The following is a 14,086-nucleotide window of genomic DNA, read 5'->3' as shown; positions in this document are numbered from 1 at the left end:
GTTGAAAGATAATAAAAAGATAATTGAATGGGAAATAAAATAACAGCAATGGAGCGGGGAATGCAGCGACGGACGGAACTGCTCCTGGGAAAGGATAATCTTGAGAAATTACAGTCGGCACGAGTGCTCATCTTCGGTATCGGAGGCGTGGGGTCATGGTGCGCTGAGGGACTGCTGAGAAGCGGCGTGAGGAACATCACCATCGTGGACAGCGACCGCGTCTGCGTGACCAACTGCAACCGCCAGCTGATGGCAACCAGCCGCACCATCGGCGAGGTGAAGGTGGATGCACTGCGCCAGCGCCTGCTGGATATCAACCCTGATGCCAACATCACCGCCTATCAGAAAATATATCAGGCAGAAACAGCCGACGAATTCCACATGGAGGAATACGACTTCATCATCGATGCCATCGACTCGCTGAAGGACAAGGCAGATCTGATTCTCCGTGCCACTTCCCTTCCGAAGGAAATCACCTTCATTTCTTCGATGGGTGCAGCCCTCCGCAGCGACCCGTTCATGGTGAGGAAGGCTGAGTTCTGGAAGGTGGATGGCGATCCGCTGGCAAGGGCCCTGCGCAAGAAATTCAAGAAGAACAAGACGTTCCCCCGTCGCAAATTCCAATGCGTTTTCAGCGAGGAAAAGCCGATGCAGAACAGGGGCGACCAGCGACTCGTGGAACACGAATGGTGCTCAACAAAGGCGCAGATCAACGGTTCGCTCTGCCACATCACCGCCACTTTCGGCATGGCAATCGCAGGAATGGTCATCAATCATATCATCGATTGATGGCTTGCATCAACAGAAGAAATAAACATTAGAACAAGAAAAAAGATATGATTACAGTTGATGGATTGACCGTAGAATTTGGCGGCACCACCCTATTCAAAGACATTTCCTTCCAGATCAATGAGAAGGACCGTATAGCCCTGATGGGAAAGAATGGCGCAGGAAAAAGTACCCTGCTCAAGATCATCGCAGGCGTGAGAACTGCCACACGTGGCTCGGTCTCGGCTCCGAAAGATTGCGTCATCGCCTATCTGCCACAGCATCTCATGACCGAAGACGGACGCACCGTATTCGAGGAAACTTGCCAGGCGTTCGCCCATCTGCACGAAATGCAGGCGGAAATCGACCGCATCAACAACGAACTCACCACACGTACCGACTACGACAGCGATGACTACATGCAGCTCATCGAAAAGGTATCTTCTCTGTCAGAAAAATTCTATGCCATCGATATGACCCATTTCGAGGAAGACGTGGAGAAGACGCTGCTCGGACTGGGCTTCGAACGCTCCGACTTCAACCGCCCTACCAGCGAGTTCTCCGGTGGATGGCGCATGCGTATAGAACTGGCTAAGCTGCTCCTGAAATCGCCCGACGTACTGCTCCTCGATGAGCCGACCAACCACCTCGACATCGAATCTATCGGATGGCTGGAAGACTTCATCATCAACAGTTCGAAGGCGGTGGTTGTCATCAGTCACGACCGCAAATTCGTTGACGATATCACGACTAGAACCATAGAGGTGACCATGGGCAGAATCTACGACTACAAGGCTACCTACAGCCAGTATCTGGAACTCAGAAAGGAGCGCCGCGAGCAGCAGATGAAGAAATATGAGGAACAGCAGAAGATGATTGCCGAGACCAAGGACTTCATCGAACGCTTCAAGGGAACCTATTCCAAGACCTTCCAGGTACAGAGCCGCGTGAAGATGCTGGAGAAACTGGAACTCATCGAGGTGGATGAGGAGGACACCAGCCGTCTGCGTCTCAAGTTCCCGCCTAGTCCACGCAGCGGCAACTATCCGGTGCAGATGAGCGATGTAGCGATGTCGTTCGACGGCAAGCAGATTTTCAGCGGCGTGAACCTCACCGTGGAGCGAGGCGACAAGATTGCCTTCGTGGGAAGAAACGGAGAGGGTAAGTCTACGCTCGTGAAATGCATCATGGGTCAGCTTCAGAACGAAGGCAGACTAGAGCTGGGACATAATGTCCAGATTGGCTATTTCGCTCAGAATCAGGCTTCTCTGCTCGATGGCGAGCTTACGGTATTCCAGACCATCGACGATGTTGCAAAGGGCGAAATCCGCAACAAGATTCGTGATCTGCTCGGTGCCTTCATGTTTGGTGGCGAGGATTCTACCAAGAAGGTGAAGGTGTTGTCGGGTGGCGAGCGCACCCGTCTTGCCATCCTCAAGCTGCTGCTGGAGCCGGTGAATCTGCTGATTCTCGATGAGCCTACCAACCATCTCGACCTGAAGACGAAGGATGTATTGAAGCAGGCGCTTCTGGATTTCGACGGTACACTCATCGTGGTGAGCCATGACCGTGATTTCCTTGATGGTCTTGTCTGCAAGGTCTACGAATTCGGCCACGGCCGCGTCCGTGAGCATCTCTGCGGCATCTACGAGTTCCTGGAATCCAAGAAAATGGAAAGCCTTCAGGAGCTGGAGAAGAAATAATATTCAAGGTGTATTGCAAATCGTTTTTTTTGCAATACACCTTTTCTTATTATTTTGTTCCCCCAAAGGCAACATTCTTGACAAATAATAATAATCTCATTTTCTTTATAAAGTTTTAACTATTTCAATTTGGTATTATTACAAACTCTTTGTATCTTTGCAGCCGTAAATGAATAATTATAGCAGAAAATATACAATTCTTAGATAACATGATGAATGGAATAACCAAATATATACTCCTCATCACATTATTAATATATGGCAGCAGAGCGCCGGCACAGAATATAAAACAGGAGAACGACTCCGTAAAAATGAACAAACCATTCTATATGGACATACGGACGAATATGATATACGACGCATTGCTGATTCCCAACGTAGGAGTGGAATTCGACCTCGGCAAGAGATAGACGGTTGCCGCCAACGCCATGTATGGTTGGTGGAACAACGACCACAGCCATTGGTATTGGCGAGCTTACGGTGGAGATGTTGCCCTGCGCAAATGGCTGGGAAAGGCAGCCCGAAGGAAAGCCCTCACCGGGCATCATGTCGGGGTGTACGGTCAGATCTTTACCTACGATTTCGAAACCGGTGGAAGGGGCTACATGGGCGGCAAGCCCGGTGGCACGCTCTGGGACAAGATGAACTACGTGGTGGGAGCCGAATATGGCTACTCCCTCCCTATCGCCCGAAGATGGAACATCGATTTCACCATCGGAGCCGGATACTGGGGCGGAATCTACCACGAATATCTCCCACAGGACGGCGAATACGTATGGCAAGCCACGAAGAAGCGGCAATGGATAGGCCCTACAAAGGCTGAAATATCGCTCGTCTGGCTTCTGGGCAAAGGGAACCGTAATCAGGGAAAATCCAGAAAGAAAAATTCTTTTCTGATGGATTCCACAGACAGGAAAGGAGGTGGTGATGATTAGAAGAATCCTTACATTTTTCATCCTCCTGCTCTCCTTTATCCTGACTTCCTGCGAGCATAAGGAACTCAAATTCCCCGAAACCGTCAAGTTCCGCTCCCTCAGAGTGGTGCTGAAATGGGAACAGCTGGCAGACTTCGATAAGCCGGAAGGAATGCGAGTCATCTTCTTTCCTCTCCAAGGCAAAGGTGATCCCTGGATATTCGACTTCCCGTATGGCGAAGGCCGGACGATAGAGTTGCCAGCCAACGACTATGCCGTGGCGAGCTACAACTATGATGCCGACGGCATCCTGTGGAAGAATACTGACAGTTTCTGGCATTTTACCGCCTATACCCGCTCCGTCCAGACGCCTGATGGCGAGCAAGCCTGCATCACTCCTCCGTGGATGTGCGGCTACCATCTGGAAACGGTTTCGGTCAAGGACAATGGCAAGGAAGATGAGCTGGTCATCACGCTTCATCCCGAGAACAAGGTGAGCCGATACACCTACGAGGTGCATGGCATCCGCCATCTTGAGAGAGTGGCTGATATCAGGGCAAGTCTTTCGGGAATGTCGGGTTCGCTGCTGTTGGCAAACGATGAGTTGCCCGATGAAGTTCCATCCGAGCGCCTGCTGTTTGGCGGCGAGGTAAAGGACGGTCAGATCAAGGGCGGCTTCTACACCTTCGGCTATCGCCAGAAGAGCACCGAGCCCCATGTGTTCAAGCTCTACATCAAGAGTCGCACGGGCAAGTTGCATGTTCTGGAGCAGGACGTAACTCAGCAGGTCCGTTCCTTCCCCGTAGAGGGCCATATAGGCAATGTTCATCTGGTATTGAACTTTGATTTCGACATTCCGGAGGATTCCGGAGGCAGCAAGGACGATGCCGGATTTGACGTAGGAGCCGATGACTGGGCAGACGTAAACACGGATATACTGTGTTAGAAAATATGCAATTCAGAAAGTTTCAGGTAAAATAAACCAAATATATATTTAACGTTTTAGTAAATTTAATTATCTTATGAATAAAATTTATTTATTTACTGCAGCCTTTGCCGTAATGGCATCGCTGTCAGGATGCTCGGACACCGAGCTCGCAAGCATTGATACCGCTCAGGAAAAGACCCCAATCGGCTTCCATACCGTTGGCAGCCAGATGGGATCTAGAGCAACGATTATTAATGCTGCGAATATCAGAACGACGGACTTCAAGGTTTATGCCTTTGATAATGCCGGTAACGCTTTTATGGGTAATATTGATACTGATGATCATGAAATGGCTCATAATGGTGTTCAGATCAAGTATGACGATGATGCACATGCCTGGACATATGCAAAATCTTCAGACCTTCGCTATTGGCCAAATTATTCGCTGGATTTTTATGCTGTAAGTCCTGCAACCTTTTCAGAAGATTTGTATTTTGGGTGGATATTTAACCATGAAAAACGAATAATTAAATACTCATCTAGCGATGAATATAATAAAGATGCTACAAATCCTCTACCTGCCAATGTGGATGTAATGTATGCTGTTGCCAAGGGACAGACAAAAGCTAACGGTAAGGTAAACCTGACTTTCAAGCATATTTTGTCTCAGGTTTTGTTTAAGGCAAAAACTAATGATGACAAATTGAAAGTAGAGATTGAAAATATCAAAATTCACAATTTCCATGTGGGAGGTACATTCACTATACCAGAAGGAAATCCTACAAAAGAAAATTGGAGTTTAGTTGATATTGCTCCGATGTTTACTTTAACAGCAGGAATGGATGGAACTAAAACTGTCACAAGTACAAGTACAGAAATTATCACCAAGCCAATGCTATTTGTTCCACAATCCTTAACAGCTTGGAAACCTTCTACAGAAACAAAGAAGCAAGCAGACGATGCAAAGCATTCGTATCTTGAAATCAATTGTAAAATCAAGCAGAATGATGTATATCTATTCGGCAAAGGCGGCTTTGAGACTCTCTATGTACCATTTAGTGCTACTTGGGACCCAGGCAAGCGTTATGTCTACACCTTGATATTTGGTGGTGGTTATGATGACCAAGGCAAGCCAATCTTAACTCCAATTAATTTTGATGCATCTACAGAAGATTGGGTAGCTGGCAATACTACAACAGGCAACAATATTAACATCCAGCAGTAACAATCATTTAGGCAAAAGCTTCACAAGTAAGCCCAATGATAGATAATAATCCCCTGCAAGAGAAAAGCAACAAGCTACCTCTTGCAGGGCTTTTTTATATCCCTACCCTTTTTACACATTGGGCTAGGAGCTTTTGGGCCTTCAGCCCGTTCTTGAACCACATGAGATTTCATATCCCACGGAGATATTATTTTATCTCTCAGAGATATTTTCATATTTCTCAGAGATATTTTCATATTTCACAGAGATATTAGCCCCGACCTTTTAGAAATAAAGATAAACCAGGGAACTGTAGAGCTGGACGGAGAGAACGTAGAGGAGATAGAGCGGAGCAAAGACCCGAATGCCGAAATACGACGCCTCATAAGCCTCCGTGAGCGAACGGAAGCGGTTGCTCGCCACACCAAAGGTGAGACTCATCACCATGACCGCAAAACAAATGTACGGAAGGAGACTCTTCGTAAAACTACTGCCCCAGATGCCACCCATCACGTTCAGCAATATAGCATGGGGAACCATCGTGAGACAAACCATCACGAAGACGAACAGCAGAAACTCGAAAAACACCACTCGCATGGCTACCCGCTGGCGATATTCCCTGCCGTTGAAATGAAGCAGACCGCTCCTGTAGAGTGCCCCCAGCGAGATGCAGAGCAGCAGGAGCCAGACCAGCATCGGCTGCATCAGATTCTCCGTAAAGCGTCCGAAGAACCATCGGATGCCCTCGGCATTGAGCAACGTGCGCGGGAAGGTTTCCGGCATCGCAGCCGTCTGCAGCCACGATACCAGCACCAGGACGCACTGGCCAACCAGCAATCCGCTAGCCAGCCATGCCCCCAAACGGGTCAACTTCCGATAAATCGATATTCTATTCCTCATAGTCCTATTCCCCATGAATTATCTCCACTATGACCTACTCCTCGTCAGCCACAAGATTATCAATATCCAGGATGCGCAGTTCGCAGGCCCTTACCACCAGTCGGGTGGCATTCACGCTATTGCCGTTGTTGCCGTCAGGAAACAGCTTCTGTACCAGCTCGTTCTGGCGCTTCTCCAGACTCTTCACACCGAAAGGCATTCCTCGCAGACCGGTAATCTGCTCCTTGGTGTAGCCCAGGGCAAGATGGCGCAGAAAACGCTCGTCGTATTCATCAATCTCGTAATTGATGAGAGCCTCCTGGCGCATCAGCTCGCTGTTCACGCTCTTCTTGAATCGCTCGATAATCTTCTTCAGGATAGGCTGGTTGAAGACCATCTTCTTGCCGCCCATGCAGCTCGCCACATCACCACGGGTGAGCAGTTCGCCGCTCTTCAGGATGATTCCGTCGCATCCGGCATCCAGCGCATCCACCCACAGCTTCTCGTTGAGAATCTCGCCCGTAAAGATGAGCACCTTCACGTCGGGATACTGCTGCTTGGTGCTGCGGCAGATTTCCACGCCAATGGTGGTAGAACCGCCCAATCCCAGATCGAGCAGCACGAGGTCGGGCTTCTGCGCCTTGATAAGTCGCCAGTAAGCCGGTTCGTTTTCGGCAGTTCCAATGATTTCTGCCTCAGGAATGTCGGTCTTGAAGATGCCCTCGGTACCTTTCAGCTCCAGTGGCACATCTTCTACTATAATCACTTTAAAATTCTCCATATCTCAATTCTATTTTTATTATTTCTATTCAACTCCAGCTTGAGGGTTCTCATGCTGAACTTCTGTTATTTCTAATTCAACCTTATGTTTCCATCTTTCCTTCAAGCCCTCGAAGTCGATTCTCTTAACGACCGCTACAGGCAGGACAGCCGTGATGATTGCACTGCCGTCAGATCCGGCAGTGGAACTGAGACCGCAGCCGCGCAAGTTGGTAATATCACCTACCTCTCTGGCTATCTGTCTCGCTACGAGATAATTGACATCTACCGTAGTAGATGAAAAGAAATCGGTAATCTGCCGGGAATCGTAAGGCGATTCATACTGCTTCACATACACCTCGGCATAAGGATTTCCGTCCGTAGTCTCGATTCTGATGCCGCACTTCTTCGTATTGGCTATCAGGATTTCGAAAAGAAGCTCCAGCAGGTGGTAATCCAGCCTTACCATACCCTTCGCCTGCTCCATCGCCTGCGTACTCAGCATGGTATATACCGATTTGTAATACTCTATCAGCTCGCGCAGCGATTCCACATCATCGGGATTGGTTTCGATGAGCTGTCGGATGCGCGACGGATAATACATCGTTTCGTGTTTCAGGGCAGAGAGACAGTTGTTGAGCACCTGATTGGCAACATACAGCTTGTCGCCCTCGTATTCCGTTCGATGGATTTCGTCTTCCAGCAGTTCCAGTCTGCTGTAGTCTTTCCGGACATCTGCAATGCCGTCGTTCAGCGCTTTCTCGATGCGCACCACCACCTCGTTGAGCTGTTCGCTGTTGGCTCTACGGCTGGTTTTCTCATCCCATATCTCGCTGATTCGCTGCAGCTTTTCCTTGTCAGAGCTGCTGCTGAGCAGAATCTGGTTGATGGTATTCACCTTGTCTACGGCGAAGCGATAGCGCAGGATGTGGCGATAATACAGCAGATAGTAAGCCAGCGGCAGCTGCAGCAGGAGGAGTATCAGGAGAACCACCGCTACATTCTTGGAGTTCTTGGAAACCTCCATCGTGCGCACGTATTCATCGAGCGTATTGTCGGCGCTCATCTCCCTGAAGAGCTGGGTGTAGACCTTGTTGTTGCTGGCATACAGGTCCCACTGGTGGAGCGCCAGGGCTGCCACAGCACTCTCGTTGCGGATATCGAGAATCACGTTGTAGTCGGTTGGCAGACTGTCTCTGAGCCACTGCAGTTCGGCTATGGCTCCCGACTTGGGATACTTTACCATCAGGAAGGTTCCCTTAGGACGGAGCGAGAGATAATGGCGGTTGAGATACTCTCTTGCTGAATCGGCGAAGGCAAGCGTGCGCTCGTAATGACCGTTGACATTGCTGAAATAGGCACTGTCGGCATACTGGTCGGCTCGCTGCAGATTGAACGGCTTCTGAACGGCTGTACGCTTGTGCTGATGATGAAAGCTATGAGATTTCTGCATCTTCGCCCAGGCGCTGCCTGAAGGGAGACATGAGAACAGGGCTATCAGCAACGACAGCAGGAGCATACGACCCGCTGGAAGGCGGAAGGCAAAACGGCTTCCCTTGCCCACCTTGCTTTGTACAGAAATATCGCACTTGTCAAACATGCGGCTCGTCTTCTTGTATTTCTCGATGATTCCCTTGCAGTTGATCAGTCCGAAACCATGTCCGCCGGTATAGGCGCGGTCGAAGACATGAGCCAGCTGTTCCTCGTCCATACCCTTTCCGTTGTCCGTGATGGAAATCTCCACATACTTATCCTCTGCCTTGACCTGAGCCTCGACGACCACCTCGCCACCGGCAGGAGTAAACTTCCTGGCGTTGTCGGCTATCGTATTGATCATGAAGAGCGTCAGGGCACGGTCGGCTTTCAGAACAGCATCCGTCGGCTTCACCACGAGGCTGATGCCCTTCATCTGGAAGCTCGTCTTTCCTTTCTCCACGATGTCGAAGAGCTGCTGCAGGGAGAAACTCTCAATGCGGAGATTCAGCATTCCCTGCTTCATCTGAATCCAGCGTGTCAGGGTACTGTTATAATCTTCAATGACATCTACCAGTTCCAATATATACTGGTAGCGCTGTTTTCTCACCTCCTCAGTTTCACCACCCTTGCAGAGTCGGGTCACCTCGTTCAGCATACGGTTTATATACGAAAGATTTGAGTTGGCAAACTCCACTTTGGTGCGCTGCTCCACATTGCGTTCCTTGTTGGCAGATACTCTCATCGTCAATTCCATACGGCGTTCTGTTTCCTCTTCAAACTTCTCAAGGAATTCTTTATGTTTCTGAGCATTAAGCTCCATTCGTTCATGCAGAGGTTTAAGCAGTTCTTCCGTGGATTCCTCCTTGGATTTCTTGCGCTTCATATAGTCGAAGACATAGAGCAGGATGACGGCAATGACAATCATGGCTATCACGGCGATGATCATGACATTGAGAATCGTGGCGATATCGTCGAGCTGGGCTGCACGGGCTTCGAGCTGGCGATCCTGTCGGGAAGACTCCTGCAGGTCGAGATAGGCGTTGCGGTTGTAGTCGCTCTTCACCTTGTCGTCGAGTGCGGAATAAGCCAGACTCATCTGCTCGCGGATGGAAGCCACGAGGTCGGGCGCCTGGAAGATAGCCCTGTTGTCATAGAGCGCATGGTTCAGACAGTCGAGCGACGACTGGTAATCCCTGATTTGCCAATAGCACTCGGCAAGGGTACGATGGGCTCCTGCCGTCTGATAAACATCGCCATAGCTGCTGAAGAGATTGAGCGCCCGCTGGGCAAAGTTGCCGGCAAGCAGGTTGGCTGGCATCTGCTCGATGTTGAGATACTGGAAGGCAGGCAGGTTGTTCCTGATGAGGAACTCCCGGTTGTCTTCATCCTGGATATGTTCGCTGATAGCTTGCAGGGCATTCGCCTGCCAGTAAGGATAAGGATTAGGACCGCTCGCCAGCATGTAGCATCTGATGAGCATATCGAATTCTGCCTGCAGAATCTCGTGCTGAGTACCGTGGGTAATCGCTCCACCCGAACCGTAATTGTAAAGATAGTTCAGATACTGGGCAGTGTCCTGCTCCAAGGCGTCAGGGTCTATCTGGTTCAGGGCTTGCATCATCGGCTTCTCCAACTGCACATAATAGAAATAGGTGGAAGCCACAACCGCAAACTCTGACTGGGCATAGACCGCACGCTGATATTCACGGGGAGGAAGGTTATCAGTCTCCTCGCCTATTCGGCGCAGTCGGCGCATCGCTTTCTCACGATAGGCGTAGAAATCCTTGTTGCGGGCTTCCCGCTGACAGAGTCGCATATTCTGGACGTCGGCAATAAGGAGTTCTATCTGGTTGTCGCTGCGTTCTTCCACCAGGTTTAGCCACTGTTTGGCAAGCTTGTAATCCATCTTGGCAATAGCCACGAAGGCAAGGTTGTTGCAAGCCTCTGCATAACCGGTAGGATAATCGTCGGAAAGAGCTAAGGCTCTCTTTGCCAGCACTTTGGTAGAGTCGAGGTTGCGATAGTGAAGAGCATAGGATTGGCTGTTCAACTTATCCACCTCATACTGATGGGCAGGCGAACAAGCTGAAAAGAAAAGCGCCGCCACCACCACAAGGTTGATGACGACGCTATAAAGATGACATTTCTTTTTATGCATAAGCATAAAAACCAAACAACTTTTATTTAAAAACGATTTTCAAAATTAAGCGCGAGCCTTGGCAATATAGCCAAGAGCTTCCTGGCACTTAGCTGTGATAGCAGCCCAGTCGCCAGCAGCAACAGTCTCCTTAGGGAAGAGCTTAGAGCCCATACCTACACAGAGAACGCCAGCCTTGATCCAAGGAGTAAGATTCTCCTCTGTTGGCTCCACGGCACCTGTTACCATGATGTTGCTCCAACGCAATGGTGCCATCACATTCTTTACGAATGAAGGACCACCTACGTTACCAGCAGGGAATACCTTGGTTACATCGCAACCTGCTGCCTGAGCATTGTTGATTTCAGTAACAGAACCACAACCTGGTGAATATGGAACCAGGCGACGGTTGCAGACTGGTGCAATGTCAGGGTTGAAGTTAGGACCTACGATGAAGTTGGCACCCAACTGGAGATAGAGAGAAGCTGTACCAGCATCAACAACTGTACCAGCACCCAAGATCATCTCAGGGCAAGCCTTGTCAGCCCACTTTACCAACTCACCGAAAATCTCGTGAGCGAAGTCACCACGGTTAGTAAACTCGAAAACGCGAACGCCACCCTCATAGCAAGCCTTGATTACGTTCTTGCAGATTTCAACGTCCTTATTGAAGAATACAGGAACCATACCAGTCTCTTTCATGGCTGCCATGACCTGCATTTTGCTAAACTTTGCCATTATCTTATATAATGTTTAATTGTTTCTTGTTTTATGTTTAATCAGGAAGAGCTAATGAATTCTTCACTCTTCACTCTTCCCTCTTCACTTCATTTATCGCTGAACGCGACCATTAGCGTTACCGCCAGCAAGACTCTCTACCTCATCAGCAGAAACGAGGTTGAAGTCGCCAGGGATAGTGTGCTTCAATGCAGAAGCAGCTACTGCGAACTCCAATGCCTCTGCCTGAGTCTCCTTGGTCAGAAGACCGTGGATCAGACCACCAGAGAAAGAGTCACCACCACCTACGCGGTCGATGATAGGGTTGATATCATAGTGCTTGCTCTGGTAGAACTCCTTACCGTCATAGATAAGAGCCTTCCAGCCGTTGTGTGTAGCAGAGAGAGACTCACGGAGAGTAGAAACAACATACTTGAATCCGAACTCCTTCATCATACCCTGGAAGATGCCGTAGTAACCCTCAGCATCTGTCTTGCCGCCTTCTACGTCAGCATCTGGCTTGAAGCCCAGGCAGAGCTGAGCATCTTCCTCATTACCGATGCAAACGTCAACGTACTTCATCAAAGGACGCATCACTGAGATAGCCTTCTCTGAAGTCCACAGCTTCTTGCGGAAGTTGAGGTCAACAGAAACAGTTACGCCATGACGCTTAGCAGCCTCACAAGCCAACTTGGTCAACTCAGCAGCCTTGTCGCTGATAGCAGGAGTAATACCGCTCCAGTGGAACCACTGGGCACCCTCCATAATCTTATCGAAATCGAAATCTGCAGCATCAGCCTCTGCGATAGCGCTGTGAGCACGGTCGTAGATAACCTTTGATGGGCGCATAGAAGCACCAGTCTCAGCATAGTAAAGACCAACACGGTCGCCACCACGAGCGATGAAATCAGTGTTTACACCATAGCGACGGAGAGCATTCAGGGCAATCTGACCAATCTCGTGCTTTGGCAGCTTAGATACGAAGTAAGCCTCATGACCATAGTTAGCCAAGCTGACAGCTACGTTAGCTTCACCACCGCCAGGGATGATGCGGAATGAATCACTCTGAATGAAGCGCTCGTTGCCTTCTGGTGACAAACGAAGCATAATTTCACCTAATGTTACAATTTTTGCCATTGTTGATAGTTTTAATTAATTGTTTTTATGTTTGTTTGTAATTGACAATTCTAGGAACTCATCATTACATGATCTTGACAATGTTTTAAGTCACCGTCTCATATCGTTGGCAAAAATAACCATAATTTCCCAAATAACGAAATAAAAAGGGATTTTTTTTCGTTTTTACCCGTATTTTTCCTTTTTTCAATACTTTTTTTTGGTTTTTGTGCAAAAAAACAGCTGTGTATTCGCACAATTCATTTTTTTATTGTATATTTGTGCCCGAAAGTATGAACTGTGGTCGCACACACATGCTTTGGTTCAATAATCAATTGATGGAAATGCACAGCCGGCACATGTTACTATATAATAATGTTCGCGCGAAGCTTTCCTCAAAAATAAATACTTAAAACAATGGCCGAAAAAATCAGGATCAAGGATATTGCTGAAAGAGCTGGCGTATCCGTCGGAACGGTTGACCGAGTTCTCCATGAGCGCCCCAACGTATCCAAGACTGCCCGTGAAAAGGTGGAGAAGGCGCTGAAGGAGATGAATTACCAACCCAACATGTACGCCAGTGCATTGGCGTACAACAAATCGTACACCTTCTATCTGCTCATCCCTAAGCACGAATCGGAAGCTTACTGGGAAGAGATTGAGGAAGGTGCAAAGAAGTGTGAAGAGACGCGCCGCGATTTCCATATCGACGTAGAAATCAGATTTTACGAGCGCTCCAATGAGGATTCGTTCCGTGAGATGTCGAAAGAGATTCTGGAAGCACAGCCTGAGGGCGTCATCGTGGTTCCGTCTTCGCTCGCCGTAACACGGGAGTTGACCGAACAGCTGCATCATAAAAGCATCCCCTTCATCCTCCTCGACTCATACATGCCCGACCTGCGTCCGCTCTCATTCTTCGGTCAGGATTCTTTCTGCTCTGGCTTCTTCTCAGCCAAGATGCTGATGATGATTGCCAGTGGCGAAAAGGAGATCATGCTGATGAGACAGACCAAGGACGGAAAGGTGGTCAGCAAGCAGCAGGACAACCGAGAGGTAGGTTTCCGCCACTACATGCACGACCACTTCCCACAGGTGGAAATCAAGGTACTCGACCTGCCGCTCAACGGAACCCGAAACGAATACGTGAAGATGCTGGAGAGATATTTTGCTGAGCATCCGGATACGCATCACTGCATCACCATGACATCGAAGGCACATATCGTGGGCGACTTCCTCCTGAAAACCAACCGCCGTGATGTTCAGATCATGGGCTATGACATGGTGGAGAAGAATGCCCACTGTCTGCGCGAGGGAAGCATCTCGTTCCTCATCGCACAGCACGCCTACATGCAGGGTTACTACTGTGTAGACACCCTCTTCCAGGCAATCGTGCTGAAGAAGAAGGTGACCACCGTGAACTACATGCCTATCGAGCTGCTGATGAAGGAGAACGTAGACTTCTATCGCAGAACGCAAATCTAAAAT

General features: G+C 49.0%; 10 protein-coding genes and 1 pseudogene. 6 read left to right on the top strand and 5 right to left on the bottom strand.

Annotation, left to right across the window (positions count from 1 at the left end; translation table 11 throughout):
* Positions 1–27: 27 nt before the first annotated feature.
* From F7D73_RS15405 to F7D73_RS15385, 5 genes and pseudogenes are all read left to right on the top strand, one after another.
* Positions 28–789, top strand: a complete 762-nt coding sequence (locus tag F7D73_RS15405) for a tRNA threonylcarbamoyladenosine dehydratase (RefSeq protein ID WP_153126139.1) — start codon at positions 28–30, stop codon at positions 787–789.
* A gap of 47 nt (positions 790–836) precedes the next feature.
* Complete coding sequence (locus F7D73_RS15400) at positions 837–2,471, top strand: ABC-F family ATP-binding cassette domain-containing protein (protein ID WP_153126137.1); 1,635 nt, start codon at positions 837–839, stop codon at positions 2,469–2,471.
* A gap of 320 nt (positions 2,472–2,791) precedes the next feature.
* Positions 2,792–3,406: pseudogene (locus F7D73_RS15395) on the top strand (DUF3575 domain-containing protein); the annotation flags it as partial.
* A complete protein-coding gene (locus tag F7D73_RS15390; protein WP_153126135.1) occupies positions 3,399–4,331 on the top strand; it encodes a DUF5119 domain-containing protein in 933 nt (310 codons plus the stop codon). The pseudogene F7D73_RS15395 and the gene F7D73_RS15390, both read left to right, overlap by 8 nt.
* A 76-nt stretch (positions 4,332–4,407) precedes the next feature.
* Positions 4,408–5,538, top strand: coding sequence for a fimbrillin family protein (locus F7D73_RS15385; protein ID WP_228117770.1), 1,131 nt, complete (start codon positions 4,408–4,410; stop codon positions 5,536–5,538).
* A 264-nt stretch (positions 5,539–5,802) separates the two neighbouring features.
* On the opposite strand, the gene F7D73_RS15380 is transcribed toward F7D73_RS15385, so the two are convergent.
* From F7D73_RS15380 to F7D73_RS15360, 5 genes are all read right to left on the bottom strand, one after another.
* Positions 5,803–6,417 carry an ABC transporter substrate-binding protein gene (locus F7D73_RS15380; RefSeq protein WP_153126133.1) on the bottom strand — a complete coding sequence of 205 codons (615 nt, stop codon included), beginning with the start codon at positions 6,415–6,417 and terminating at the stop codon, positions 5,803–5,805.
* A 34-nt stretch (positions 6,418–6,451) separates the two neighbouring features.
* A complete protein-coding gene (locus tag F7D73_RS15375) occupies positions 6,452–7,177 on the bottom strand; it encodes a DUF5932 domain-containing protein (protein WP_153126131.1) in 726 nt (241 codons plus the stop codon).
* A 24-nt stretch (positions 7,178–7,201) separates the two neighbouring features.
* Complete coding sequence (locus tag F7D73_RS15370) at positions 7,202–10,795, bottom strand: DUF5112 domain-containing protein (RefSeq protein WP_437182330.1); 3,594 nt, start codon at positions 10,793–10,795, stop codon at positions 7,202–7,204.
* A gap of 39 nt (positions 10,796–10,834) precedes the next feature.
* Positions 10,835–11,506: a bifunctional 4-hydroxy-2-oxoglutarate aldolase/2-dehydro-3-deoxy-phosphogluconate aldolase gene (locus F7D73_RS15365; protein WP_006846600.1), complete on the bottom strand. Its 672-nt coding sequence runs from the start codon at positions 11,504–11,506 to the stop codon at positions 10,835–10,837.
* Between the two features lie 93 nt (positions 11,507–11,599).
* The gene (locus tag F7D73_RS15360) at positions 11,600–12,622 is read right to left on the bottom strand and encodes a sugar kinase (protein ID WP_153126127.1); all 1,023 of its coding nucleotides are present in this window, start codon (positions 12,620–12,622) and stop codon (positions 11,600–11,602) included.
* 396 nt (positions 12,623–13,018) lie between these two features.
* Between F7D73_RS15360 and F7D73_RS15355 the strand changes: the two genes are divergently transcribed.
* Positions 13,019–14,083, top strand: a complete 1,065-nt coding sequence (locus F7D73_RS15355; RefSeq protein ID WP_153126125.1) for a LacI family DNA-binding transcriptional regulator — start codon at positions 13,019–13,021, stop codon at positions 14,081–14,083.
* Positions 14,084–14,086: the final 3 nt, after the last annotated feature.

Source organism: Segatella copri (assembly GCF_009494395.1).
Classification (GTDB): Bacteria; Bacteroidota; Bacteroidia; order Bacteroidales; family Bacteroidaceae; genus Prevotella.
Note: the sequence above shows the minus strand (reverse complement) of the source record. Positions and strands in the feature narration are given on the sequence as shown.

Bases quoted from the DNA above. Each gene is read 5' to 3' on its own strand.
- F7D73_RS15405 (WP_153126139.1), top strand. From the start codon at position 28: ATGGGAAATAAAATAACAGCAATGGAGCGGGGAATGCAGCGACGGACG.
- F7D73_RS15400 (WP_153126137.1), top strand. From the start codon at position 837: ATGATTACAGTTGATGGATTGACCGTAGAATTTGGCGGCACCACCCTA.
- F7D73_RS15390 (WP_153126135.1), top strand. From the start codon at position 3,399: ATGATTAGAAGAATCCTTACATTTTTCATCCTCCTGCTCTCCTTTATC.
- F7D73_RS15385 (WP_228117770.1), top strand. From the start codon at position 4,408: ATGAATAAAATTTATTTATTTACTGCAGCCTTTGCCGTAATGGCATCG.
- F7D73_RS15380 (WP_153126133.1), bottom strand. From the start codon at position 6,417: ATGAGGAATAGAATATCGATTTATCGGAAGTTGACCCGTTTGGGGGCA.
- F7D73_RS15375 (WP_153126131.1), bottom strand. From the start codon at position 7,177: ATGGAGAATTTTAAAGTGATTATAGTAGAAGATGTGCCACTGGAGCTG.
- F7D73_RS15370 (WP_437182330.1), bottom strand. From the start codon at position 10,795: ATGCTTATGCATAAAAAGAAATGTCATCTTTATAGCGTCGTCATCAAC.
- F7D73_RS15365 (WP_006846600.1), bottom strand. From the start codon at position 11,506: ATGGCAAAGTTTAGCAAAATGCAGGTCATGGCAGCCATGAAAGAGACT.
- F7D73_RS15360 (WP_153126127.1), bottom strand. From the start codon at position 12,622: ATGGCAAAAATTGTAACATTAGGTGAAATTATGCTTCGTTTGTCACCA.
- F7D73_RS15355 (WP_153126125.1), top strand. From the start codon at position 13,019: ATGGCCGAAAAAATCAGGATCAAGGATATTGCTGAAAGAGCTGGCGTA.